Here is a 25,903-nt window from a genome sequence, read left to right on the forward strand (position 1 = left end):
GTTATGAGTACGAATGTGATCAGCCTGGTGTCCATCGGCGCCCACCCGACTTCCGGGCGACCTCGGCGTGCCGAACAGGACGCGCGGGCGGTCGAACTGGGTTTGCAACTGGCTGGGGATAACCTGCAAGTGCTGCATGCCGGCGATATCGCGGAACCGGCACTGCGGGCCTACCTGGGGATGGGGCTGGAGCAGCTGCATGTGCTGGAGCAGCCGCCCGGCGCGGATGCGCTTCCAGCATTGACCGACTATCTGCGCGATGCCGGGGCGCAGGTCGTGCTGACCGGCAGCCAGGCGGAAACCGGGGAAGGCTCGGGCATGTTGCCGTTCCTTCTGGCCGAAAGCCTTGGTTGGCCGCTGGTCGTGGGTCTGGCGCAGGTCGAATCCATCGATGGTAATTCGGCCCTGGTGCTGCAAGCCTTGCCCCGTGGTCAACGTCGGCGGCTGAAAGTCCGCCTGCCGTTTCTCGCGACTGTGGATAACGCCGCGCCGAAACCTCGGCAAAGTGCTTATGGCCCGGCCCGGCGCGGGGTGTTGCAGGCCGATCAGGTGGAGGTGGTCGACGATGAGTTACTCACAATCGCCACGCTGCAACCGGCGAAACCCCGGCCAAAGCGTCTGAAAGTGATCAAGGCCAAAAGCGGCGCTGATCGCATGAAGGCCGCAACGGCCAAGGCCAGCGGCGGCGGTGGGCAGGTGCTCAAGGGCGTCAGCGTCCAAGAGGGCGCCGAAGCGATCCTCAAACTGCTGATTGAAGAAGGCGTGGTTCGCTAGTTCCGACTGTGACGCGATGATCGTTTGATCGTTCCCACGCTCCCGCGTGGGAATGCCTCTATGGATGCTCTGCGTCCGCTTCGGCTGTGACGCGGAGCGTCAAGGGCTGCATTTGCTGCGCGTGGGAACGATCTTGTTAATGTCCTGTGGGGTTGGGTAATGGCAGTTAAATTTCGTTCGGCTCTGCGCTCCGATGCGCGCGAGATTGCTCGCTTGTTTCAGATTTCCTCTGAGGGTTGCTCCGACTATATCTGGAGCAAACTGGCAGCGTCGGGGCAGGATTTACTCGATGTAGGCGCCGCCCGGTACGCCCGTGACGACGTGGATTTCTCTTACCAGAACTGCCTGATTGCGGAGTCCGAGGGCGAAGTCGTCGGCATGATGCACAGCTACACAATGCGCCAAGATCCCGAGGCAGAGCCTGTGACCGATCCGGTCCTGGCGCCCTACGCCGATATGGAAATCCCTGACACGCTCTACATTTCCAGCCTGGCGCTGCACGAGGGCTGGCGTAACCAGGGCCTGGGCAAGCAGTTCCTTGAGCATGCCCATGCGCGAGCCAGCCAGTTGGGTCTCAATGGCCTGAGTCTGATCGACTACGCCGCGAACACCGGCGCCCTGCGTTTCTATGAGCGACACGGCTTTGGCATCGTCAAAACCTGCCAGGTCACTCCTCATCCGATGATTCGGGTCACGGGTGAAGCCTATCTGATGTATCGGCCGTGAGCCGAACGCAAATCCCTGTAGGAGCAGAGCTTGCTCGCGAAGGCGTACTGACATTCACCATCGCTGTCGCCTGATAAACCGCTATCGCGAGCAAGCTCGGCTCCTACAGGGACTTTTGGATTTACCCACAATCCCTGTTAGCGCTTCTGTGGATAACATGTTCACCCCTCGCTACACCCTACGCCAATCAAGCCCTGCAACCCTTCGTGCAAAAAACAATCAGCCTAACCTGCGGTTTTTTCGAGCTTTTTCCCTGGGATAACTTTGCTTGCATACCAATACTTGCCCCCAATCTCTGTTGGCCTTTCTGTGGATAAGATGTTCGCTGTCCGCTAAAGACCATACAAACCGGGCTTATCAGGGCGCTGGTTAAAAAACAACCAAATCACCGATTCAAGCCGATAAACCGCCTGAAAACCCCGATTTATCGCGGTCTCCGGTGGTTTTCCACAGATCCACCCAAGTTGCCCCCAAAGTCTGTTGGCGCTTCTGTGGATAAGGTGTTCGCCATCCTCTACAGGCTATGTAAACCGTGGCTTGCAGGCTTTAGGTTAAAAAATAACCAATCGACGCCAAGAACCCTGCTTCTGGATAAGTCACGGTTTTTCTTGGTTATTTATCAAGAGAATTCCCGGCAAACTCACACTTGTCCTCATTTACTGTGGGTGGAGGTGTGGATAACTTGTTTGCTAAACCCTGCAAGCCCCGCCGCTTATAGGCCCGAGCACAATAGATCAGATTTCGTACAGGTCTAATGTACTTCCTTGACTTCAATCTGCGGGCTGTCTTCACTCACCAGTTACCAAGGACAACCGTCACTTATCCACATTTGGTTCAGGGAGAACGTGTGAAGGATAGCCAGCCACACCGCTCGCCCCCCATTCCCTGCACGACCCGCGTCCCGGCCCACAGACTTCGCTGCGTAAGCGAGCCCATCGTCGAGCCGCCAATCAGCGCGCGCGTCTATAGCGCCTGACCCTTTCCAACGACACAGATTGCTGTCGCCGGGTTCACTCGGTGGCCAGGTACTCGTTCGTCGCTTTATCGTCACGACACCCTCAACGAAACCCTGCACGACAACCTTCACGAGCAGTTCGGCGAGTCGAACATGCAGACCTTCGAGCACCTGGCGCTGACTGCGCGTAAAGGTTACTTGGTCAACTTCAAGGGTGAGGATGTTTACATGTCGCACTTCGATCGGCCGGGCATGCCGATCTGCTTTATCAGCGGTCACCCTCAATTCCAATCACGAGATGTAAAGCGGCGCCTATGGTTACTACAAGGACAGGTGTTGTGGTCGGAAACCCAAAACGCGCGGGATGAGGCCTACCTTTTGCGGGTGCTGAACGGTTACGTGAAGGTGCGACTGGTGGGGGAGAGCATCGAAGAGACGTTTATTGGCGAGGATGGCAGTGTGCGATGGTCATCTCGTTGATAGTGGGCGTGTGAGAGTGCTTTGGCGGTGCTGTGGGTAAGTGCTTCTGACATAGGCGCACAGCAACCGCTGAAGTTATCGCCAATATCCCTGATAATAAAAAACTTAACTCCTTATGAGTCTATAACAGCGCATTGACAGCGCATGGCTTCGGGCCTTTACTGGTACTTGCAAAAAAGTACTGGAAGAATGACCGCTGAGTATTCGCAATTCTCAAGGAGACAGAGAATGGATATTTACCGCATGAGCATCGTTTACATACCCCGCTTTAACCGATATCCCTTGCCGCTGGCTTGAAACAATAATTACCGTCAAACAGGCGGTAAGTTTAAATTATGTTATCGAAAATATAATGGCCACTTTTTGAACTGCGCGCTGGAGGTGTGTGGTTTTTGAGTGAGGTCTGCTTGCTTGGTTACGGTATAAACTTGTGTCACTAACTTATTAACAATATGGAGCATTGTCATGAGTGTTATTGAAACCCATGTAGAGCGTCTGGCCTGGATTTCGAACCTTGAAATTCCAGCGGCGACTGGAGTAAGTGCCCGCGAGAAGTCGGCTGTCGTTCGTACAAATGCCGACGAACAAGGCGCAGCCGTGGTGAAAGGAAGTGTCGTTTCTTTCGTCTCCGGGCTCACCATTCAAGCCAGGGACGACGTGCAAAACAGCACCTTGTTGATGCAACTGGCGGCCGACAAAAAATTTGATCCGGATAAACAGAAAGAAGACTGGTTCAAGTATTATACCGACGGTCTGGCGAATCTTGGCTGGGGCCGTGTGGCGACCGCCTACTCTGATTATCAACCAAAAAACACCGATGTAACGATGGACCAGGTTGTTCTGGAAATCCTTGCCCAAGTCGTTGCACCCGAGTCGTCGCTTTATCTGGTGGTGTCGCAAACCTTCAATGCGTTGAAGACTAACCCTAATAATCAGGGGGCCCTCAAGCTCTTCGATAACAGCAGCACCAAAAGCGGCACGGGTACCTTCCAGATCTTGCCGGTTGCGCAAGATTCCGGCGGCAACGTGATCATGGTGCTGACCTGCGTCAACGCCACCACTACCGTGCAAAGCGGGAGCTTCCTGTTCTGGCACTGGAGTTCGTCGAGTTCAAGGATGTATCGGGCTGCACAACAGATCGTTCTGAACGAATCAGTGTACAAGCAGGTTCGCCAAGCCGTCATCGATAAGCTCGGCGATAACGCCAAGAACTTTGTCAAAGACCTGGACATTTAACTGGCCGGATAGCAGCCCGGCACAGCGTGTCGGGCTTGCTTTCGTTACTGTCGTCATTATTCAAGGATGATTTGCCATGAGTTTACCTGCCGCCGAAACTTATGTCGTTTCAGGTAATTTAATATCAGCCACACCGTCGGTCGCGGACCACACGGTCGTCGAAGATGTTCTTCATTCCAATCTATTGTGCCAAATGGCCGCTGACAAGAAGCTGACTTCGCGTTTTATTGATCCGGCTGCGTGGTTGGATTTTTATCGAGCTGCGCTGGGGAATATGTTTTGGCAGATTATCAATTACAGTACCGTCAGCTATCCTGTTCCCGCACTTGTTCGCTCAGTGACAGTGAAGAAGGTTTTGGAAGCGACATTTTTCAAAACGCTGGATCGGGAATTGGTTAATAGTATTGACGAGAGTATCGGTCTCTGGCTCGATTTGCCTGAGTCCAGTGCACCGTCGCTTTTGTTTAATGCCAAGACTCATGCCGAACTAATTCCTGAAAAAAAATCCCCTGTTCCGCAAGCCGTGTCCGTGGTCAATTTGCAAATCAGCGTTATCCATGGTGGTAGTCGATTGTCTGTCTGCAGTGTTTATTTCAAGACGTCGGAGTTAGTGATGCTGGATGTCTTTAATCAGAAGTTTGCGGTCAAGGACTTGCTGGGGAATATCAGTGTCAGTTCGTTCAGGGCCGAATTAATAGAATCAAGCTATGCGGGCATTCGGCAGCAAATCATTGATAAGTTGGGCGAAACAAATATCCGGAAAAATATTATGCTGATTCCGGCTAATCTGATTCCTCCTGAAGTTCAGGCGAACACAGGTACCCGGCAATATCTCGACCGTCTGGATATCTGATTCGGCAGAAACGAAAAAAGGGCGCATGCGCCCTTTTTCGTTTACTGCTGAAGAGAGAGTCGAGGTGCTCAGCCGTGAACCGGTACGCCTTTGAGGTACGGCGCCGGTTCTGCGCCGAGGTTGTTCAGCAGACGCTCGCTGTACCAATCCACAAAGTTCACCACACCGAACTCGTAGGTCTTGGAGTACGGGCCTGGCTGGTACGCGGTGGAGTTGATCCCGCGCTGGTTCTCTTCGGCCAGACGACGGTCCTCATTGTTGGTGGCATCCCAGACTTCACGCATGCGGTCGACGTCGTAATCCACGCCTTCGACAGCGTCCTTGTGCACCAGCCATTTGGTGGTGACCATGGTTTCCTGCGCGCTGATCGGCCACACGGTGAACACAATGATGTGATCGCCCATGCAGTGGTTCCACGAGTGCGGCAGGTGCAGGATGCGCATCGAGCCCAGATCCGGGTTCTGGATTCGGCCCATGAGTTTCTTGCAGGCTTGCTTGCCGTCCAGGGTCATCGACACGGTGCCCTTGAGCAGTGGCATGCGCACGATGCGGTTACGCAGGCCGAAGCTGGCGTGAGCGTAAGGAATCTTCTCGGCTTCCCAGGCAGCGGCGGAAGCGGCTACGTGGTCCTTGAACGCCTGGTCGGCGCGTGGGTCGGTAACGTCGTCCCATTCCAGCAGGGTTTTCAGCAGTGCCGGGTGCGACGCGTTGCAGTGGTAGCACTCGCGGTTGTTTTCCAGCACCAGTTTCCAGTTGGCCTGTTCCACCAGGGTGGTTTGCACCGCCACCTTGGTGTTTTCCATGTCGTACGGTTCCATGTAATGGTTCAGTGTCGACAGGAAGTCATCAATGGCCGGCGGGTTTTCCGCGAGGCTGATGAAGATGTAGCCACCGGCGGTCTTCACGTTCACCGGCTTCAGGCCGTACTGCTTCATGTCGAAGTCGTCGCCCATCTCGCTGCCGGCGAACAACAGACGACCGTCAAGCTCGTAGGTCCACTGGTGGTAGTGGCAGACCAGTTTGGCAACTTTGCCTTTTTCGCTGGTGCACAGACGCGAACCACGGTGGCGGCAGACGTTATGGAAGGCATGAACCACGCCTTCTGCGCCGCGAATCACGATGATCGGGTTCTTGCCGATTTGCAGGGTCAGGTAGTTGCCCTTGGTCGGGATTTCGCAGGTCATGCCGGCGATCAGCCACTCTTTCTGGAAGATCTCCTGCATGTCGATATCAAACAGCCGCTCATCAGAGTAAAACGGCTGCGGCAGCGAGAACGTACGCTCGCGCTCTTGCAGCATCTGCGCGGTGGCCTTGCGTGCGGGTTCCAGTGGATCGCCCAAGCTCAGGGTAGTGGTGACGTCCATCGTTTAAGTCCTCATGGCCATCTGTGTGGCCGGCGAATAGTGGCTGTATGGCCAGTGTAACGGGGTTGTACGGTCAAGTCCGGCGCCTGAAGTCCTGATCCTGCGTTGCCGCTCCTCGCCATAGCGGGCTATGACTCGTCGCGGCGCCTTGGCTCAGAACTTCATGCATCCGGGCTTGCTCCGTACAACCCCGTGACACTGGCCACGGTTGCTACGCAAGGCAGAAAACAGCGTTTATCTGTTGAAGCGAGTGTGGGGCCGGCGCAGGCCAGAACCTTATCCATGGGCGACATGGCCAAATCTGTTCCCGACGCGCAACCCCCGGCGGTTGGGGGCTGGTCGCGATAAGTACGTGAATGTCGTAGATAGGTAAGTGGCCACTGCACGCCTTGAGCAGAATCGGCAACATGAGGCCGACAGTCGGCCGTGGAGATCAGCATGTCCAATAGTTTCCTGAATCCGGTAACAACCCAGACCTGGGCCAATGGTCGGCACATCGTCCGTTGTGTCAAAGTCATCCAGGAAACCTGGGATGTGCGCACCTTCTGCTTTATGGCCGATCAGCCGATTCTGTTCTTCTTCAAGCCCGGGCAGTTCGTCACCCTGGAGCTGGAAATCGACGGTGTGCCGATCATGCGCTCCTACACCATTTCCAGCTCGCCTTCGGTGCCGTACAGCTTTTCGGTGACCATCAAGCGCGTTCCGGGCGGCAAGGTGTCCAACTGGCTTCACGACACCCTGCATGAAGGCCAGGAGCTGGCGGTGCACGGCCCGGTCGGGCTGTTCAACGCCATGGATTTCACCGCGCCGAAAGTGCTCTACCTCAGCGGTGGCGTCGGGATCACCCCGGTGATGTCCATGGCCCGTTGGTTCTACGACACCAACGGCAATGTCGACATGGTGTTTATCCACAGCGCCCGCTCGCCCAAAGACATCATCTATCACCGCGAGCTGGAACATATGGCATCGCGGATCGACAACTTCAGCTTGCACCTGATCTGCGAGAAGCATGGCATGGGTGAGCCGTGGGCCGGTTATCGCGGTTACCTGAACCACAAAATGCTCGAGTTGATGGCGCCGGACTTCCTGGAGCGCGAAGTGTTCTGCTGCGGCCCGACGCCGTATATGAACGCGGTCAAGCGCTTGCTGGAAGGCGCTGGCTTCGACATGTCGCGATATCACGAAGAGTCCTTCGGCGCGACCCCGCCGGAAGCGCGCGCTGACGCCGTCGAACACGCCGAACAAGCGGCCGACGCGCCGCCAATCGATGCCGCCGACCTGCACCAGGTGGAATTCACCGCCTCCGGCAAAAGCATTCGCGTCGCACCGGGCGAAACCGTCCACGCAGCCGCCGCCAAACTCGGCCTGCTGATCCCCAAAGCCTGCGGCATGGGCATCTGCGGCACCTGCAAAGTGATGAAACTGGGCGGGGAGGTCGAGATGGAGCACAACGGCGGCATCACCGAAGAAGACGAAGCCGAGGGCTACATTCTGTCGTGCTGCAGCGTGCCGAAAGGGGATGTGCGGATCGAGTTTTAACCCGTTACTCCGGGGGGAAGGGACGCAGAGCGTCCCGGGCTGCATTCCCACGCAGAGCGTGGGAATGAGCTCAACGAGCTCACGTGGAGCCCCCCAACCATGATCGTTCCCACGCTCTGCGTGGGAATGCCTCTCGGGACGCTCTGCGTTCCTGTCTCGCCGCCGTCGTCCGGGGAGTACGTTTCAATAACCAGCGCTGAATCTCGATAAGCCCTTCCATCCCTGCATAGTTCCGAGCGCTTGAGTACCGCCAGTGCTCTGCCAGATCCACATACCCGCGTTTCACCGGGTTGTGATGGATGTAGTCCAGTTTCTGGCGCATTACTGTTTCGCTGTAAACCAACTCCGCGTGTGAACCTTCCTGCCACAGCTGATACACCCGATCGAGCTTATGGGCGCGCTTGCTGAAACGCAGGCGTTGCAGGGCTCGTTCTGCGCCTTTGCTTTGCAGATCGTCGATGATTTTCCGTGCGGTGAAAGATTTGAACTGACTGAGGCATTTGCTCAGGTCCGGAGCTTCGGCAACAAAGTGCAGGTGGTTTTCCAGGATGACGTAGCCATACAGCTGTAAGTTCTGATGGGATTGTTGATAGCGCCAGCAATTGAGCAGGTGATCGACAATGTAGGGGCGGATGAACAACGGGAGCCACTCCATGATGGTGCAGGTCAGGAAGTGGGGCTTGTCGGGCTCGGTGATGGTGTAGCGGCTGCGGCCCATGGGTGCATTCCTTTGCTGCGTGGAAATGATCAGGGTGAGCGGGGTTGTGGGGTGGTGCTAGAGGACAGCGCCGCGGAGTTAGTGGGAAATTGCGACGCGCCTCTAATAATCGTTCCCACGCTCTGCGTGGGAACGCAGCCCGTGACGCTCTGCGTCACAACGGTGTCCGGCTCTACGTAGGCGGTGAGGCAGGAACGCGGAGCGTCCCTAGAGGCATTCCCACGCGGAGCGTGGGAATGATCAGGGTGACGGGGGTTAGCGGGACATCACTTCTCGAATATCCGCCGCCAGTTCTCGTACCCGCTCTTCCTCGGTATCCCACGAGCACATGAAGCGGGCGCCGCCTTTGCCTATGAAGGTGTAAAAACGCCAGCTCTTGGCGGTCAGCGCCGCGACGGCCGATTCCGACAGTTGCAGGAACACGCCGTTGGCTTGCACCGGGAACATCAGTTCAACCCCTGGAATGTCGCTCACCAGCTCGCTCAGCAACTGCGCGCAGTAGTTGGCGTGGCGGGCGTGTTTGAGCCAGGCGTCGTTTTCCAGCAGACCGACCCACGGCGCCGAGAGAAAACGCATTTTCGAAGCCAGTTGCCCGGCCTGTTTGCAGCGGTAGTCGAAGTCTTCAGCGAGTTTCTGGTTGAAGAACAGAATCGCTTCACCCACTGCCATGCCGTTTTTCGTCCCGCCGAAGCACAGCACGTCAACGCCGGCTTTCCAGGTCAGGTCGGCGGGCGAGCAATTGAGGAACGCGCAAGCGTTGGAGAAGCGCGCACCGTCCATGTGCAGGTTCAGGCCCAGCTCTTTGCAGGTGGCGCTGATGGCGCGGATTTCTTCCGGGGTGTAGACGCTACCGACTTCGGTCGCCTGGGTCAGGGTCACGACGCGTGGTTTCGGGTAGTGGATGTCCTGGCGCTTGAGGGCGATTTCGCGGATCGATTCCGGGGTCAGTTTGCCGTTTTCGGTGCCTGCGATGAGCAGCTTGGAGCCGTTGGAAAAGAATTCTGGTGCGCCGCATTCGTCGGTTTCGACGTGGGCGGTTTCCGAGCAGATTACGCTGTGGTAACTCTGGCACAACGACGACAGTGCCAGCGAGTTGGCTGCGGTGCCGTTGAAGGCGAAGAACACTTCGCAGTCGGTTTCGAACAGTTTGCGGAAGTCGTCCGAAGCGCGTGCGGTCCACTCATCGTCGCCGTAGGCGCGTTGGTGGCCTTGATTGGCCTGTTCCATGGCCGCCCAGGCTTCAGGGCAGATGCCGGAATAGTTGTCGCTGGCGAATTGTTGGCTCTTATCGGTCATGGCCGGATCCTGTGGTCGATGATGGTGCGCACTTTAACCAGAATCGCAGGAAGCGCACATCTGCTGATTCTGTAGGAATAATTCCCGATGCGCGAGCGGTCCCCTGTAGCAGCTGGCGAAGCCTGCGTCCGGCCGCGAAGCGGTCGTAAAACGCTCAAAACGCGGTCTTGCAGGTAAATCGTGGATACCGGATTTGCGACCGATTCTCGGTCGAACGCAGCCTTCGGCAGCTGCTACGCAAGGCTTGCGTGCATAAACGATCAGCTACCAATGATCCCTGCGCGCCAGCCTATGTCGTAAACGCACCTTTACGTGGCGTCCATAGGCATTTGGCCTGTCTGCGCCGGTCATACCATCGCATCCAAAGGGCACTGTCCAAGGACAGAGGCCTCACCGAGACGAATGGCGCACCGCCGCCGCTGGGAGAGACGCGATGTTCAGCAAGCAAGACCAAATCCAGGGTTATGACGATGCACTGCTGGCGGCCATGAATGCCGAGGAGCTACGTCAGGAAGATCACATCGAGCTGATCGCGTCGGAGAACTACACCAGCAAACGCGTCATGGAAGCGCAAGGCAGCGGCCTGACCAACAAATACGCTGAAGGCTATCCGGGCAAGCGCTACTACGGCGGTTGCGAGCACGTGGACAAGGTTGAAGCCCTGGCCATCGAACGCGCCAAGCAGCTGTTCGGTGCCGACTACGCCAACGTCCAGCCGCACTCTGGCAGCCAGGCCAACGCAGCGGTGTTCCTTGCCCTGTTGCAGGCCGGCGACACCGTACTGGGGATGAGCCTGGCTCACGGCGGTCACCTGACCCACGGCGCCAAGGTCAGCTTCTCCGGCAAGCTCTATAACGCTGTGCAGTACGGCATCGACACCAACACTGGCTTGATCGACTACGACGAAGTCGAGCGCATGGCGGTCGAGCACAAGCCAAAAATGATCATCGCCGGTTTCTCGGCCTACTCGAAAACCCTGGATTTCCCACGCTTCCGTCAGATCGCGGACAAAGTCGGCGCTTATCTGTTCGTCGACATGGCTCACGTCGCCGGTCTGGTCGCTGCCGGTCTGTACCCGAACCCGCTGCCGTACGCTGACGTGGTCACCACCACCACTCACAAAACCCTGCGCGGTCCACGTGGCGGTCTGATCCTGGCCCGTGCCAACGAAGAGCTGGAAAAGAAACTCAACGCTGCCGTATTCCCTGGTGGTCAGGGCGGCCCGCTGATGCACGTGATCGCCGCTAAAGCGGTGTGCTTCAAGGAAGCGCTGGAGCCTGGCTTCAAGGTTTATCAGCAACAAGTGATCGACAACGCCCAGGCCATGGCCAGCATCTTTATCAAACGCGGCTACGATGTAGTGTCCGGCGGCACCGACAATCACCTGTTCCTGGTCAGCCTGATCCGTCAGGGCCTCACCGGTAAGGAAGCTGACGCCGCTTTGGGTCGCGCTCACATCACCGTGAACAAGAACGCCGTACCGAACGACCCACAGTCGCCGTTCGTCACCTCGGGCCTGCGAATCGGCACCCCGGCGGTCACCACTCGCGGCTTCAAGGTCACTCAGTGCGTCGAGCTGGCCGGCTGGATCTGCGACATTCTCGACAACCTCGGCGATGCCGATGTCGAGGCCGATGTGGCGAAGAATGTGGCAGCCCTGTGCGCGGACTTCCCGGTTTACCGCTGAGAGCAGTTTTGGAGTAAATGACTATGCAACGCTACTCGGGCTTCGGCCTCTTCAAGCACTCCCTCAGCCACCATGAAAACTGGCAGAAGATGTGGCGCACGCCGACCCCGAAAAAGGTCTATGACGTGGTCATCGTCGGCGGTGGCGGGCATGGTCTGGCGACCGCCTACTACCTGGCCAAGGAGCACGGCATCACCAACGTGGCCGTGGTCGAGAAAGGCTGGCTGGGCGGCGGTAACACCGCGCGCAACACCACCATCGTTCGCTCCAACTACCTGTGGGACGAATCGGCGCACCTGTACGAACACGCGATGAAACTCTGGGAAGGCCTGTCCCAGGACCTGAACTACAACGTGATGTTCTCCCAGCGTGGCGTTTACAACCTGTGCCACACCCTGCAGGACATCCGTGATTCCGAGCGTCGGGTCAGCGCCAACCGCCTCAACGGCGTGGACGGCGAACTGCTCGATGCCAAGCAAGTGGCGGACGAGATCCCATACCTCGACTGCTCGAAAAACACTCGCTACCCGGTGATGGGCGCTACCGTCCAGCGTCGCGGCGGCGTGGCGCGTCACGATGCCGTGGCCTGGGGCTTTGCCCGTGCCGCCGACGCCTTGGGCGTGGACCTGATTCAACAGACCGAAGTGATCGGTTTCCGTAAGGAAAACGGTGTGTGCATCGGTGTGGAAACCAACAAGGGCTTTATCGGCGCCAAGCGCGTCGGTGTGGTCACCGCAGGTAACTCCGGGCACATGGCCAAACTCGCCGGTTTCCGTCTGCCGATCGAATCCCACCCGCTGCAAGCGCTGGTGTCCGAGCCGATCAAGCCGATTATCGACAGCGTGATCATGTCCAACGCCGTACACGGTTACATCAGCCAGTCCGACAAGGGCGACCTGGTGATCGGCGCCGGTATCGACGGCTACAACGGCTACGGCCAGCGTGGTTCGTACCCGGTGATCGAACACACTGTTCAGGCCATCGTCGAGATGTTCCCGGTGTTGTCCCGCGTACGTATGAACCGTCAGTGGGGCGGCATCGTCGACACCACTCCGGACGCTTGCCCGATCATCTCGAAAACCCCGGTTCCGAACATGTTCTTCAACTGCGGTTGGGGTACCGGTGGCTTCAAAGCGACACCTGGCTCGGGCAACGTGTTTGCCGCAAGCCTGGCCAAGGGTGAAATGCACCCGTTGGCCGCTCCATTCTCCATCGACCGTTTCCACAGCGGTGCGTTGATCGATGAACACGGCGCTGCAGCTGTCGCCCACTAACAGGAGAAATCCCTATGTTGCACATCTTCTGTCCTCACTGCGGCGAACTGCGCTCCGAAGAGGAATTCCATGCATCCGGCCAGGCGCACATCCCGCGCCCACTGGACCCGAACGCTTGCACTGACGAGCAGTGGGGCGATTACATGTTCTTCCGTGACAACCCACGCGGGTTGCACCACGAACTGTGGGATCACGTCGCCGGCTGCCGTCAGTACTTCAACGCCACCCGTGACACCGTGACCTACGAGATTCTCGAAACCTACAAGATCGGCGCCAAGCCGCAATTCACCGGTAAAGCAGACAGTCCGAAAGCGGCCGCGACGGCTCTGGGAGAGAAGGTATGAGCCAGATCAATCGTCTGTCCAACGGCGGCCGGATCGACCGCAATAAAGTCTTGAGCTTCACCTTCAACGGCCAGAGCTACAAAGGCTTCGAAGGCGACACCCTGGCCGCAGCCTTGCTGGCCAACGGTGTGGATATCATCGGTCGCAGCTTCAAATACTCTCGCCCGCGGGGCATCTTCGCCGCCGGTGCCGAAGAGCCGAACGCAGTGCTGCAGATCGGCGCCACTGAAGCCACGCAGATCCCTAACGTGCGCGCCACTCAACAGGCGCTGTACCAGGGCCTGGTCGCCAGCAGCACCAACGGCTGGCCGAGCGTCAACAACGACATGATGGGGATTCTCGGCAAGGTCGGCGGCAAGCTGATGCCGCCGGGCTTCTACTACAAAACCTTCATGTACCCGCAATCGTTCTGGATGACCTACGAAAAATACATTCGTAAGGCCGCAGGTTTAGGCCGTTCGCCGACCGAGAACGATCCGGATACCTACGACTACATGAACCAGCACTGCGACGTGCTGATCGTCGGCGCTGGCCCTGCTGGTCTGGCAGCCGCTCTGGCAGCCGCGCGCAGCGGTGCCCGGGTGATTCTGGCGGACGAACAGGAAGAGTTCGGCGGCAGCCTGCTCGACACCCGCGAAAGCCTCGACGGCAAACCAGCCGCCGAATGGATCGCCAGCGTCATTGCTGAACTGAAATCCCTGCCGGACGTGCTGCTGTTGCCGCGCGCCACGGTCAACGGCTACCACGACCATAACTTCCTGACCATTCACGAGCGCCTCACCGATCACCTCGGCGACCGCGCACCGATCGGTCAAGTGCGTCAGCGTATCCACCGGGTCCGCGCCAAGCGTGTGGTGCTGGCGACCGGCGCTCACGAGCGTCCATTGGTCTACGGCAACAATGACGTGCCGGGCAACATGCTGGCCGGCGCAGTCTCGACTTACGTCCGTCGTTATGGCGTAGCGCCGGGCAAGAAACTGGTGCTTTCCACCAACAACGATCACGCCTATCGCGTGGCGCTGGACTGGCTCGATGCCAGCCTGCAAGTGGTGGCCATCGCTGACGCACGGAGCAATCCACGCGGTGCGCTGGTAGAAGAAGCACGGGCCAAAGGCATCCGTATTCTGACCGGCAGCGCAGTGGTCGAAGCTCGTGGCAGCAAACATGTGACCGCGGCTCGCGTTGCGGCCATCGACGTCAAGGCCCACACCGTGACCAGCCCTGGCGAATGGCTGGAGTGCGATCTGGTGGCCAGCTCCGGCGGCTACAGCCCAGTCGTTCACCTCGCTTCGCACCTGGGCGGCAAGCCGATCTGGCGTGAAGACATCCTCGGTTTCGTACCGGGCGAAGCACCGCAAAAACGCGTGTGCGTCGGTGGTGTGAATGGCGTGTACAGCCTTGGCGACACGCTGGCCGATGGTTTTGAAGGTGGCGTGCGTGCTGCCAGCGAAGCCGGGTTCAAATCGGTCCAGGGCGTGTTGCCAAAAGCCCTGACCCGTCTGGAAGAGCCAACCCTGGCGCTGTACCAGGTGCCTCATGAAAAAGCCACTGCACGGGCGCCGAAGCAATTCGTCGACCTGCAGAACGACGTCACCGCCGCCGCCATCGAACTGGCGACCCGCGAAGGTTTCGAATCGGTCGAGCACGTCAAACGCTACACCGCACTGGGTTTCGGTACCGACCAGGGCAAACTCGGCAACGTCAACGGTCTGGCCATTGCGGCGCGTTCCCTGAACGTGACCATCCCGCAAATGGGCACCACCATGTTCCGCCCGAACTACACGCCGGTGACCTTCGGTGCGGTAGCCGGTCGTCACTGTGGCCATATCTTCGAGCCGGTGCGTTACACCGCCCTGCAAGCCTGGCACGTGAAGAACGGCGCCGAATTCGAAGACGTCGGTCAATGGAAGCGTCCTTGGTACTTCCCGAAAAACGGCGAAGACCTGCACGCCGCCGTCAAACGCGAATGTAAAGCCGTGCGCGACAGCGTCGGCCTGCTCGATGCGTCGACACTGGGCAAAATCGATATCCAGGGCCCGGATGCGCGGGAGTTCCTCAACCGCGTTTACACCAACGCCTGGACCAAGCTCGATGTGGGCAAGGCCCGTTACGGCCTGATGTGCAAAGAAGACGGCATGGTGTTCGACGACGGCGTTACGGCCTGTCTGGCGGACAACCACTTCCTGATGACCACCACCACCGGCGGCGCTGCACGCGTGCTGCAATGGCTGGAAATCTACCAACAGACCGAATGGCCAGAGCTCAAGGTGTACTTCACCTCGGTCACCGACCACTGGGCGACGATGACCCTGTCCGGGCCGAACAGCCGCAAGCTGCTCAGCGAAGTCACCGACATCGATCTGGACCGGGACGGCTTCCCGTTCATGACCTGGAAAGAAGGCCTGGTAGGCGGTGTACCGGCGCGGGTGTTCCGTATTTCGTTCACCGGTGAGCTGTCCTACGAGGTTAACGTGCAGGCCGACTACGCCATGGGCGTACTGGAAAAAATCGTCGAGGCCGGCAAAAAGTACAACCTGACCCCGTACGGCACCGAAACCATGCACGTACTGCGGGCCGAGAAGGGCTTCATCATCGTCGGTCAGGATACCGACAGCTCGATGACCCCGGACGACCTGAACATGGGCTGGTGTGTTGGCCGCACCAAACCGTTCTCCTGGATCGGCTGGCGCGGCATGAACCGGGAAGACTGCGTGCGTGATCAACGCAAACAGTTGGTTGGTCTGAAGCCGATCGACCCGACCAAATGGCTGCCGGAAGGTGCGCAACTGGTGTTCAACACCAAGCAAGCGATTCCGATGAGCATGGTCGGTCACGTGACCTCCAGCTATGCCCACAACTCCCTGGGCTACTCGTTTGCCCTGGCTGTGGTCAAAGGCGGCCTCAAGCGTCTGGGCGAGCGAGTCTTCGCACCTCTGGCCGACGGCAGCGTGATCGAAGCGGAAATCGTTTCTTCGGTGTTCTTCGATCCGAAAGGCGATCGCCAGAACGTGTAAGTCGATCGTTCCCACGCTCCGCGTGGGAATGCATCCCGTGACGCTCCGCGTCACAAGAGCGGACGCAGAGCGTCCATGGCGGCATTCCCACGCAGAGCGTGGGAACGATCAACATACAGAATTCAGACAGGTGTCCCACATGACCACAGCCAACGTTTACCAACAGCGCCCAACCACCGGGGCAAAGGCCGAGTCGTCGCTGCATCACGCAGCCCTGCAAAGCCTGGTGGGCAAGGGCCGTAAAAACGCCGGTGTCACCGTGCGTGAAAAGAAACTCCTCGGCCATCTGACCATTCGTGGCGACGGCCATGACCCAGCGTTCGCCGCTGGCGTGCACAAGGCCCTGGGCCTGGAATTGCCAGTGGCTCTGACCGTCATCGCCAAAGGCGAAACCAGTCTGCAATGGATGGGGCCGGACGAATGGCTGCTGATCGTGCCGGGTGGTGAAGAATTTGCTGCCGAGAAAAAACTGCGTGAAGCGCTGGGTGCTCTGCACATCTCCATCGTCAACGTCAGCGGCGGCCAACAGATTCTCGAACTCAGTGGCCCGAAAGTCCGCGAAGTGCTGATGAAGTCCACCAGCTACGACGTGCACCCCAACAACTTCCCGGTGGGCAAAGCCGTCGGCACCGTGTTCGCCAAGTCGCAACTGGTGATCCGCCACACCGCCGAAGACACCTGGGAACTGCTGATCCGCCGCAGCTTCTCCGATTACTGGTGGCTGTGGTTGCAGGATGCAGCTGCGGAATACGGCCTTAGCGTTCAGGCCTGATACGGATGATCGTTCCCACGCTCCACGTGGGAATGCATCCCGTGACGCTCTGCGTCACAAAAACGGACGCAGAGCGTCCATGGCGGCGTTCCCACGCGGAGCGTGGGAACGATCAGTTCGCTACAGGAGTCACCGCACTATGAGCCGCGCCCCAGACACATGGATTTTGACCGCCGATTGCCCCAGCGTCCTGGGCACGGTGGATGCGGTGACCCGTTTTCTGTTCGAACAGGGTTGCTACGTCACCGAGCACCACTCCTTCGATGATCGGCTTTCCGGCCGCTTCTTCATTCGTGTGGAATTCCGTCAGCCCGACGACTTCGACGAACAGGCGTTCCGCGCAGGTCTGGCCGAGCGGACCGACGCTTTCGGGATGATTTTCGAACTGACACCGCCGCACCACCGGCCAAAAGTAGTGATCATGGTTTCCAAGGCCGATCACTGCCTCAACGACTTGCTCTACCGCCAACGCATCGGCCAGTTGTCCATGGACGTGGCTGCGGTGGTTTCCAATCACCCGGACCTCAAGCCCCTGGCCGACTGGCATGGAATTCCCTACTACCACTTCCCGCTGGACCCGAACGACAAGCCGGCGCAAGAGCGTCAGGTGTGGCAAGTCATTGAAGAGTCTGGTGCCGAACTGGTGATCCTTGCCCGCTACATGCAAGTGCTGTCGCCGGAGCTGTGCCGCAAACTCGATGGCAAGGCGATCAATATTCATCACTCCTTGCTGCCGGGTTTCAAAGGCGCCAAGCCGTATCACCAGGCGTACAACAAAGGCGTGAAACTGGTCGGCGCGACTGCGCACTACATCAACAACGACCTGGACGAAGGCCCGATCATCGCCCAGGGTGTGGAAGCGGTGGACCACAGCCACTATCCCGAAGACCTGATCGCCAAGGGGCGTGATATCGAAGGGCTGACGTTGGCGCGGGCGGTTGGGTATCACATAGAAAGACGCGTATTTCTAAACGCCAATAGAACCGTCGTTCTCTAGATTTTGGGGGCTGCTTCGCGACCCATCGCGGGCAAGCCTCGCTCCTACGACGAGCGCGTACCCCTGTAGGAGCGAGGCTTGCCCGCGAGGCGTCCTCTCAAACAATACAGAAACACACAGGCAATAAACCCGAGCAATCAACGCGCTGCCTCCCATTGGCGACGCGAGCGCTACATAAAAACAACAGCGAGGTGAAAGCATGTCTGGTAATCGTGGTGTGGTGTATCTGGGCAATGGCAAGGTCGAAGTACAAAAAATCGACTATCCCAAAATGCAGGACCCGCGCGGCAGGAAGATCGAACACGGTGTCATCCTGCGTGTGGTGTCTACCAATATCTGTGGTTCGGACCAGCACATGGTGCGTGGCCGTACCACGGCCCAGACCGGTCTGGTTCTGGGCCACGAGATCACTGGTGAAGTGATCGAGAAAGGCAGTGATGTCGAGAACCTGAAGATCGGCGACCTGGTGTCGGTGCCGTTCAACGTCGCCTGTGGCCGTTGCCGTTCCTGCAAAGAGATGCACACTGGTGTTTGCCTGAGCGTTAACCCTGCGCGTCCCGGCGGTGCCTATGGCTATGTCGACATGGGTGACTGGACCGGCGGCCAGGCCGAATACGCGATGGTGCCGTATGCCGACTTCAACCTGCTGAAACTGCCGGATCGCGACCGGGCCATGGAAAAAATCCGTGACCTGACCTGCCTCTCCGACATTCTGCCCACCGGTTACCACGGTGCAGTGACCGCTGGTGTTGGCCCGGGTAGCACGGTGTACATCGCCGGTGCCGGTCCGGTCGGTCTGGCCGCTGCCGCTTCCGCTCGCCTGTTAGGCGCGGCAGTGGTGATCATCGGTGACGTCAATCCGATCCGCCTGGCTCACGCCAAGGCCCAGGGTTTTGAAATCGCCGACCTGTCCCAGGACACCCCGCTGCACGAGCAGATCGCTGCACTGTTGGGCGAACCGGAAGTGGACTGCGCCGTCGATGCGGTCGGTTTCGAAGCCCGTGGTCACGGCCATGCCGGCGTGAAACACGAAGCACCGGCCACCGTGCTCAACTCGTTGATGGGCGTGGTTCGTGTTGCTGGCAAAATCGGCATCCCTGGCCTCTACGTCACCGAAGATCCGGGTGCAGTCGACGCCGCCGCGAAAATGGGCAGCCTGAGCATTCGCTTCGGTCTGGGCTGGGCCAAATCCCACAGCTTCCACACCGGCCAGACCCCGGTCATGAAGTACAACCGCCAACTGATGCAAGCCATCATGTGGGACCGCATCAAAATCGCCGACATCGTGGGTGTTGAAGTTATCAGCCTTGATGACGCGCCACGCGGTTACGGCGAGTTCGATGCCGGCGTGCCGAAGAAGTTTGTGATCGATCCGCATAAGTTGTTTAGTGCGGCGTAAGAAGTTTTGACGTGAGAAAAGGGCGACGTGATGTCGCCCTTTTTTCTTATAGCATCTGGCGGGTAATGATGAGAACGCTCAATTTGACCCCTTGAAAAGTTAATTCCTCCAGAATCAGCTTTAAGGCGATGCTCGGCGTAACGCCGCCCCGGACTTTTGGAGGGCATGGTCTTGCGCACCACTCAAAAGAGTACCCCCAACTCCATTGAAGGCGATGCCGACCAAGTCGCCAGGTCTTCGGTCTTGAGCATATTTCGCTGCCCACATAGCCGCTGCTTCAACATGGGCACCGGTATTACTAAGGTTTCCGGAGCTTACTTCCTGAACGAGCTGTTCATACTTCATGGCATGCTCCATGGGAAGGGTGTTATCCCCGTGGCTGGCTAAATTCGTGTTGACTGCCCCAAGCCTTTTAACGAAAGGTTGAGGGTCAGTTACTTTACTAACCACGTCGTGTATATGTTGCCTTGGTGGTGACATTGATTCGTGTGTCGTTGTCGAGTTTCTTCGAAGTGATTGCTTGATAGTCGTCCAAATGCCATTGATAAAACTCGACTCGCTTCCCTCTACAGCGCTGTAGGTCGAATTATTAGTAGTGACTTCAGTTGTAATTATTTTCTTGTTTGCCGGGAGCTTAAAGTCATCCAGGAGGCCAAAAAGTTTCGAAAATAGTGATGGGACGTGCCCCGTTGGATCGTTCCGATTAATCGGATCCCCCACGCAATACGCATACGCATTCAACCCACCCTTCCCAAACGGACTCCAACTGTCCGGGCTGTTGAACCGCATCAACACCGGGTTAAACGTCCGGTAGCCATTGCCCAACACATAATGCCCGGTCACCGGGTCCGGTCGTTCGCCGTTGAAGCCGAGCAGGCTGAGCAAACCGCCTTCCGGCGGACGATGGCCGTAGGGTGTGTAGGCGATGGGGTGCGGCTGCGTTGCGTCGAGTGCGTTCAATACCGAGCGCTGTTGATCGGTGGCGAGCAGGGTGGTTTGAACGGTGCCGCCCTGGCGCTGTTGTTGCGCCAGCAGCTGATCTCCCTGCTGAAAAATCGAGCGCTGCATCGAGCCCTGAATCTCGGTGGCCAGGCGGGCTTTCAGATAGAAGCGTTGGGTGCTGGCCTGCGCCGATGGCGTGCAAGCGGCGAGGCGATCCAGTGGGTCGTAGTGGTAGCGGCAGAGCAGGGTTTCGCGGTTCATCGGCATGGGATGAGTTCCCTGAGAGGTGCGTCGATTCAGGTTATTACTCTCCCTGAATTGGCCAAGGCTGCCTACTAGCAGAACTGCTAGGGTTGGGGGACGCAAGAGGCCGAAATCATCAACCATCGACGATGGGCCGCGAGGTTAAATCGAGGTTTGAGGTGAGTGCTTTAAATAAGTCTGTTTTTTGTCGCCGCTTCTGGGAACACTATAACTTCGACCTTCACTGGATAAGTGAATTTGCCTTTGACTTTCTTTTTTGCTTCTTTGGCGGTGTCTGCGTCCACTGATCCATATTGGTTACTGTGAGTGCCATTAACCGCGCGGGCGGTGTAGATGTAAGTAATCATTTAAGTTCCTTTTATTAGTTAGACAGTGATGTGCAAGGTGTCCGTCTGTAGGGGTGAAACCCTGTTGATAAATTTGTAAGTCCTGGATGATGTTTCGTCTACTGTCAGAAATTACAGGTTGCATCGACGAGTCTGGTGTTTCGGACGGGCGGTTGACTGTCTCAAAAGCGGGTTGATCGTTCCCACGCACCGCAAAGGAATGCCTCACTGGACGCTCTGCGTCCGCTCTTGGATGTGACGCAGAGCGTCACGGGCTGCATTCCCACGCGGGAGCGTGGGAACGATCGGCGTGAGTTTTTTATGCCGAAGCTTGCGCCTGCAATCGCCGTCCGATCACGTCCATCAAGTCGCAGCCGTCGCGCAGGGGGATGGCGAGGACTCGGGCGAAGTCGTGGAGGACCAGCGCGTCGCTGCTGATTTCTTCGCGCAGGGCAAGGTTTTCCAGCAGCTGGGTCACGGCGCGGATGCGGTAGGCGGCCGTGTCGTGGAGCACGTCGAGGGGGGCCTGGGTGTCGATGAGCAGGGAGTGGAAGTCGTTGTCGATGCCGGTGATGGGCATGTATCGGTTCATGATTTGCTCTCTATTTTGTTCGCTGAATGCCGTCACTATTCGTCGCCAAACGAAGGGTGGCGGCTGTACGCGGGTTGGCGAACCGGCAACAGAGAAAACCGGCAGACTCGAAAGTCTCCCGCGCACAGCCGCCATAAAACAAGCGGCTTTGCGGGTGCAAAAGTACCTGCAAGCAGACAACTTTTTGCATTCTCTCTGATGTCAGGTCGCCAAACCTGAATCGCCATGTGGGCGACGGGCGGACTATAAGCTTCATGCTTCGGGCGGTGCAAGGCGCGCGCGTGAGGGGATTTCCGAGAAAGGTGTAAGACCTGAGCTGCCTGATCGTTCCCACGCGGAGCGGCCTGATCGTTCCCACGCTCCGCGTGGGAATGCCTCACTGGACGCTCTGCGTCTGCTCTTGGATGTGACGCAGAGCGTCACGGGCTGCATTCCCACGCGGAGCGTGGGAACGATCAAGCGCGATCAACACGGAGTGAACGATCAATCTTACAATGCCGCCAACGGCCCCTGATACAACACTGGCCCGGTCGGTTGTCCGGTCGGCGAGCCGCCTTGGGGTTCAAGGCTGACGGCCAACGCAATCGGTGTGCCGAGCAGGATTTGCTGCTCTTCGCTCAGGTTGATCCGGCCTTTGCCGTCAGCCGGCAGCAGGCCAAGGGAGATGGGTTTGCCATCAGCCGGAATGGCCCACAATTCCAGGCTGCGCCCAGGCGTAACGGCGGCGAGGGTCAGCGGCTCGACTTGCAGGTAGTCGTCATGGGCCTTGATCCGCAGCGCAGGTTGTTCGGTAGCACTGAGCAGTGTCGCGCTGTAACGGGCGTCGTCGCGGGTGTAGAGAATGCCCAGGGTCACGGCCACCAGCAGCGAGCACACCGCAGCCGTGACGCGTAGCCAATTCCAGAACGGGCGTTTCTCGGGCACATGTAATCGCTGCGGTTCGATGCGCGCGGTGATGGCCCGCCACACGCGATCCGGCACCGGCTCTTCGACCAGCGGCTCGTTCAGGCTGACGAGGGTTTCCTGCCACCGGGCCAGTTCAGCGCGCAGCGCGGCATCCTCGCGCAGCAGTTGTTCGAAACGCCGGCGGGCCGCAGCGGGCATCAGGCCAATGGCGTAATCGGCGGCCAGCGCGCGGCGCAGGCGGGGGGTCAGGTCGTTCATGCTTCAAGGCACCTGCGCAGGCGCTCCATACCGCGGCGAATCCAGGATTTGACCGAGCCCAATGGCGCGGCCAACTGTTCGGCCAGCTCAGAGCACGACAAGCCCTGAAAGTAGGCGACAGTGATCGATTGACGCTGCATGCCTTCGAGGTTTTCCAGGCAGCGGTTCAAGGCTCTGACGTCGCGCGCATTGCTCAGCAGTTCCTGGGCAGAAGGGGCGTCGTCGACCAGCGATTGCTCCGCGAATTTGCTCAGAGCCCGGTCACGATGCCTGCGCAACTGGTCGATGGCCTGATTGCGGGTGATGTTGATCATCCAGGTCAGTGGCGCCGACAGGTGCGCCTGGTAGCGTGACGCGTTGTTCCAGATCCGCACGAAGCTCTCTTGCAGCACATCTTCAGCCAGATCGCGATGTCCCATGAAGCGCAACGCCACGCCGTGCAAACGCGGGGCAACGCGGCGGTAGAGGGTTTCAAACGCGCCTCGATCGCCCAGTGAACACTGAGCCAGAAGCTGTTTGAGCTGATCGGCGTCGTCGGTGGAAATGACGGTTCTCCAGGTGGACGATATAGGGACGGTTGGCTGCGCACTGTGCCGGTTGCAGGCAGAGGTTAGTTCACGGTGCGCCGTTGTTCCATTCACGGGCAGGTCCCTCAAAGCAAACGCCGGCCCTGATGCGCAGGGCCGGCATCAATGCTCAGCTTTTAGGCAGCAGCACTTTGTCGATGACCTGGATCACGCCGTTGGACTGGTTAACGTCGTAGGTGGTGATGTCGGCAGTGACGCCTTTCTCATCCTTGAGCACGATGTTGTGCGGGCCGTTCATCATGATCCACAGCTTGCCGCCGCTGACAGTGGTCAGTTCGGCCTTGCCGCCACCGGCCTTGATGCGTTTGGTCAGCTCCGTCATGTCGAGCTTACCGGCGACCACGTGGTAGGTAAGGATATGGGTGAGGGTGGCTTTGTTTTCCGGTTTGAGCAGGGTGTCGACGGTGCCGGCGGGCAGGGCGGCGAACGCCGAGTTGACCGGCGCGAACACGGTAAACGGACCTTTGCCTTTGAGCGTGTCGACCAGCCCGGCGGCTTTCACGGCGGTGACCAGGGTGGTGTGGTCGGCTGAGTTGACGGCGTTATCGATGATGTCTTTGCTCGGCATCATGCTTTGGCCACCGACCATCACGCTGTCGTGGCTCATGTCGGCTGCTTGTGCGATGGTCATCGTCAGGCCGCTGGAAAGGGCCAGGGTCAGCAGGCTGGCGATCAACGGGGTTTTAATCGAAGTGCGTTTCATGGTGATGATCCTTATTAGGAGAATCGGCCAGGAATGTCTGTCCGTGCTTGATATACGCAGGCGGGCGAACACTGGATGCGGTGCGCGGAAAATTTATTTCGGCTGGATTCCACAAGGCTTGCCGAACGGCTGGCGCAACGCAGCGGACGCGGGGAACAATCCTGGTCCTTGCCAGTCCAACGGACTGTTTTGCGCCACCCGTTGGGTGGCATTCATGGCCCAAGAGGTTGTCTCGATGAAGATTTCACGCGGTATTGCACTGGCTTCGCTCATGACCCTGGCGGCAAGCCCGGTTTTTGCCGCTTTCAACCTGAGCGATGTGGCCAACGCAGTCTCCGGTGCGCAAGGCAATCAGAGCGGCGACGCAGCGGTCGCGGCAATACCGCAAGCGGCCGGTTTGCTCGACACGCTCGGTTCGCAGCTCAACATCACTCCGGAACAGGCGATCGGCGGTACCGGCGCAATGCTCGGGCTGGCGAGAAATCAGCTGAGCAGCGGTGATTATTCGCTGCTGGGCAAAAGCGTGCCGGGCCTGGATCAGCTCACGGGTAACGGTGCATTGGGCGGCTTGGGTGGTTTGAGCACAATGCTCGGCGGCCAGTCTGGCCAATCTCCATTGCTGGACGGCCTGCTGGGCAATGTCAAAGACACCAACGACCTGAACAACGCCTTCGGCGCCTTGGGCATGGACAGCGGAATGGTCGGCCTGTTTGCCCCGGTGATTTTGCAATTCCTCGGTCAGCAGGGCGTTGGTGGTTCGCTGCTGCAAAGCCTGGGCGGGATCTGGGGCGCCGGTAGCTGATTCAACGACGCTCGGCGCGCAAGGCGTCGATGCGCTGGTCCTTCTCGGTCCAGAGCTGGTTGACCCAGTTCTGGACGGTCTGGCGAAACACCGGATCGTTTTCGTAATCACCCTGCCATAACGCAGGAGTCAGCTCTCGGGTCTGGATGTCGATGATCACCTTGGGCACATCACCGCTGATCAAACTCCAAAACCCCGGGATCTTTTCCTGCGGGTAAACCACAGTAACATCCAAAACCGCATCCAGTTGTTCGCCCATGGCCGCCAGCACGAAGGCCACGCCGCCAGCCTTGGGGTTGAGCAAATGGGTGAACGGTGAATGTTGCTGCGCCCGTTTGGTCGGGGTGAAACGGGTCCCTTCCAGGTAGTTGACCACGGTCACCGGCTGACGCTTGAACAGCTCGCAGGCGACTTTGGTGATCTCCAGATCCTTGCCGTGCAGCTCCGGGTGTCTGGCCAGAAACGCCTTGGAGTAGCGCTTCATGAACGGGTAGTCGAGCGCCCACCAGGCGAGTCCGAGAAACGGCACCCAGATCAATTCTTTCTTGAGGAAGAATTTGAAGAACGGCGTGCGTCGGTTGAGGGTCTGGATCAGCGCCGGGATGTCGACCCAGGACTGGTGGTTGCTGATCACCAGGTAGGAGGTGTCCTGCCGCAGACCTTCACCGCCGCGAATGTCCCATTGGGTGGGGATGCACCGGGCGAAGATCAGCTTGTCGATTTCGGCCCAGGTTTCGGCGATCCACATCACCGCCCAGGAAGCGTAATCGCGCAAGCGGCCGGGCAGGATCAGTTTGAACAGGGCAAACACCATCAGCGGTCCGAACAGGGCCAGGGTGTTGAGCAACAGCAGCAGGGTAACGAAACTGCCGGTGAGCAGGCGGCGCATAAATAACTCTTGAGATCATCAGGGCGCGCCATGATAAGCAGCTTGGGGTCAGAGGCCAAATGCTGACGCACTGACGAATGTTTCACCTTTGGTTGGGTAGGGTGGTTTTCGAATCGCAACGCAGATCCCTTAGATGATCGTTCCCGCGCTCTGGGTGGGAATGCCTCGCTGGACGCTCTGCGTCCGCTCTTGTGACGCAGAGCGTC

22 protein-coding genes and 3 pseudogenes are annotated in these 25,903 nt (G+C 58.6%); 15 read left to right on the forward strand and 10 right to left on the reverse strand.

Going from position 1 to position 25,903, the window contains the following annotated elements:
• Positions 1-3 precede the first annotated feature (3 nt).
• From etfB to AC07W5_RS02965, 6 genes and pseudogenes are all read left to right on the forward strand, one after another.
• Complete coding sequence (etfB, locus tag AC07W5_RS02940) at positions 4-774, forward strand: electron transfer flavoprotein subunit beta (protein WP_495022744.1); 771 nt, start codon at positions 4-6, stop codon at positions 772-774.
• A 159-nt stretch (positions 775-933) separates the two neighbouring features.
• Complete coding sequence (locus AC07W5_RS02945; protein WP_495022745.1) at positions 934-1,500, forward strand: GNAT family N-acetyltransferase; 567 nt, start codon at positions 934-936, stop codon at positions 1,498-1,500.
• Positions 1,501-2,533: 1,033 nt separating this feature from the next.
• Positions 2,534-2,731 (forward strand): annotated as a pseudogene (locus AC07W5_RS02950) (hypothetical protein); the annotation flags it as partial.
• A gap of 54 nt (positions 2,732-2,785) precedes the next feature.
• Positions 2,786-2,935: pseudogene (locus AC07W5_RS02955) on the forward strand (metallophosphoesterase); the annotation flags it as partial.
• Positions 2,936-3,400: 465 nt separating this feature from the next.
• Positions 3,401-4,171, forward strand: a complete 771-nt coding sequence (locus AC07W5_RS02960; RefSeq protein ID WP_495022746.1) for a hypothetical protein — start codon at positions 3,401-3,403, stop codon at positions 4,169-4,171.
• 76 nt (positions 4,172-4,247) lie between these two features.
• Entirely contained in the window at positions 4,248-5,024 is a 777-nt protein-coding gene (locus AC07W5_RS02965) for a hypothetical protein (protein ID WP_495022747.1), read from the forward strand.
• 68 nt (positions 5,025-5,092) lie between these two features.
• Here the strand turns inward: AC07W5_RS02965 and gbca are convergent, their stop codons facing one another.
• Positions 5,093-6,388, reverse strand: coding sequence for a glycine betaine monooxygenase oxygenase subunit (gbca, locus tag AC07W5_RS02970; RefSeq protein ID WP_494990624.1), 1,296 nt, complete (start codon positions 6,386-6,388; stop codon positions 5,093-5,095).
• Between the two features lie 438 nt (positions 6,389-6,826).
• Between gbca and gbcB the strand changes: the two genes are divergently transcribed.
• On the forward strand, positions 6,827-7,927 hold the full coding sequence (gbcB, locus tag AC07W5_RS02975; protein WP_494990623.1) for a glycine betaine monooxygenase reductase subunit: 1,101 nt from the start codon (positions 6,827-6,829) through the stop codon (positions 7,925-7,927).
• Positions 7,928-8,117: 190 nt separating this feature from the next.
• Here the strand turns inward: gbcB and AC07W5_RS02980 are convergent.
• Positions 8,118-8,645 (reverse strand): annotated as a pseudogene (locus AC07W5_RS02980) (REP-associated tyrosine transposase); the annotation flags it as partial.
• A gap of 255 nt (positions 8,646-8,900) precedes the next feature.
• Positions 8,901-9,941 carry a threonine aldolase family protein gene (locus AC07W5_RS02985; RefSeq protein WP_495022748.1) on the reverse strand — a complete coding sequence of 347 codons (1,041 nt, stop codon included), beginning with the start codon at positions 9,939-9,941 and terminating at the stop codon, positions 8,901-8,903.
• Positions 9,942-10,374: 433 nt separating this feature from the next.
• On the opposite strand from AC07W5_RS02985, the gene glyA reads away from it, so the two are divergent.
• The 7 genes from glyA to fdhA all read left to right on the forward strand — a co-directional run bounded on the left by glyA (position 10,375) and on the right by fdhA (position 19,428).
• Positions 10,375-11,628, forward strand: a complete 1,254-nt coding sequence (gene glyA / locus AC07W5_RS02990) for a serine hydroxymethyltransferase (RefSeq protein WP_494990620.1) — start codon at positions 10,375-10,377, stop codon at positions 11,626-11,628.
• A 23-nt stretch (positions 11,629-11,651) separates the two neighbouring features.
• Entirely contained in the window at positions 11,652-12,902 is a 1,251-nt protein-coding gene (locus AC07W5_RS02995) for a sarcosine oxidase subunit beta (RefSeq protein WP_489362507.1), read from the forward strand.
• A gap of 14 nt (positions 12,903-12,916) precedes the next feature.
• Complete coding sequence (locus AC07W5_RS03000; RefSeq protein ID WP_494990619.1) at positions 12,917-13,246, forward strand: sarcosine oxidase subunit delta; 330 nt, start codon at positions 12,917-12,919, stop codon at positions 13,244-13,246.
• Positions 13,243-16,260 (forward strand): sarcosine oxidase subunit alpha, encoded by a 3,018-nt coding sequence (locus tag AC07W5_RS03005; protein ID WP_495022749.1) that lies wholly within the window; start codon positions 13,243-13,245, stop codon positions 16,258-16,260. Before AC07W5_RS03000 ends, AC07W5_RS03005 begins: the two co-directional genes overlap by 4 nt.
• Before the next feature lie 139 nt (positions 16,261-16,399).
• Positions 16,400-17,032 (forward strand): sarcosine oxidase subunit gamma, encoded by a 633-nt coding sequence (locus AC07W5_RS03010; protein ID WP_494990617.1) that lies wholly within the window; start codon positions 16,400-16,402, stop codon positions 17,030-17,032.
• Between the two features lie 139 nt (positions 17,033-17,171).
• Positions 17,172-18,029 (forward strand): formyltetrahydrofolate deformylase, encoded by an 858-nt coding sequence (gene purU / locus AC07W5_RS03015; protein ID WP_494990616.1) that lies wholly within the window; start codon positions 17,172-17,174, stop codon positions 18,027-18,029.
• A gap of 199 nt (positions 18,030-18,228) precedes the next feature.
• Positions 18,229-19,428, forward strand: coding sequence for a formaldehyde dehydrogenase, glutathione-independent (fdhA, locus tag AC07W5_RS03020; protein ID WP_123581242.1), 1,200 nt, complete (start codon positions 18,229-18,231; stop codon positions 19,426-19,428).
• A gap of 120 nt (positions 19,429-19,548) precedes the next feature.
• Here the strand turns inward: fdhA and AC07W5_RS03025 are convergent, their stop codons facing one another.
• The 6 genes from AC07W5_RS03025 to AC07W5_RS03050 form a co-directional block, all read right to left on the reverse strand.
• Positions 19,549-20,637, reverse strand: a complete 1,089-nt coding sequence (locus AC07W5_RS03025; RefSeq protein ID WP_495022750.1) for an RHS repeat-associated core domain-containing protein — start codon at positions 20,635-20,637, stop codon at positions 19,549-19,551.
• 164 nt (positions 20,638-20,801) lie between these two features.
• On the reverse strand, positions 20,802-20,981 hold the full coding sequence (locus AC07W5_RS03030; protein WP_495011994.1) for a hypothetical protein: 180 nt from the start codon (positions 20,979-20,981) through the stop codon (positions 20,802-20,804).
• A gap of 298 nt (positions 20,982-21,279) precedes the next feature.
• Complete coding sequence (locus AC07W5_RS03035; protein ID WP_494990613.1) at positions 21,280-21,552, reverse strand: hypothetical protein; 273 nt, start codon at positions 21,550-21,552, stop codon at positions 21,280-21,282.
• 489 nt (positions 21,553-22,041) lie between these two features.
• A complete protein-coding gene (locus AC07W5_RS03040) occupies positions 22,042-22,716 on the reverse strand; it encodes an anti-sigma factor (RefSeq protein WP_494990612.1) in 675 nt (224 codons plus the stop codon).
• Positions 22,713-23,357 carry a sigma-70 family RNA polymerase sigma factor gene (locus AC07W5_RS03045; RefSeq protein WP_495011992.1) on the reverse strand — a complete coding sequence of 215 codons (645 nt, stop codon included), beginning with the start codon at positions 23,355-23,357 and terminating at the stop codon, positions 22,713-22,715. Before AC07W5_RS03045 ends, AC07W5_RS03040 begins: the two co-directional genes overlap by 4 nt.
• 55 nt (positions 23,358-23,412) lie before the next feature.
• The gene (locus AC07W5_RS03050) at positions 23,413-24,006 is read right to left on the reverse strand and encodes a fasciclin domain-containing protein (protein WP_495011991.1); all 594 of its coding nucleotides are present in this window, start codon (positions 24,004-24,006) and stop codon (positions 23,413-23,415) included.
• 235 nt (positions 24,007-24,241) lie between these two features.
• Here AC07W5_RS03050 and AC07W5_RS03055 point away from each other — a divergent pair, with 235 nt between their 5' ends.
• Entirely contained in the window at positions 24,242-24,808 is a 567-nt protein-coding gene (locus tag AC07W5_RS03055; RefSeq protein WP_495011990.1) for a DUF2780 domain-containing protein, read from the forward strand.
• A gap of 1 nt (position 24,809) precedes the next feature.
• On the opposite strand, the gene yihG is transcribed toward AC07W5_RS03055, so the two are convergent.
• On the reverse strand, positions 24,810-25,697 hold the full coding sequence (yihG, locus tag AC07W5_RS03060) for a 1-acylglycerol-3-phosphate O-acyltransferase, YihG family (RefSeq protein ID WP_494990608.1): 888 nt from the start codon (positions 25,695-25,697) through the stop codon (positions 24,810-24,812).
• Positions 25,698-25,903 lie beyond the last annotated feature (206 nt).

The organism is Pseudomonas sp. GW821-FHT01E05, from assembly GCF_059422425.1.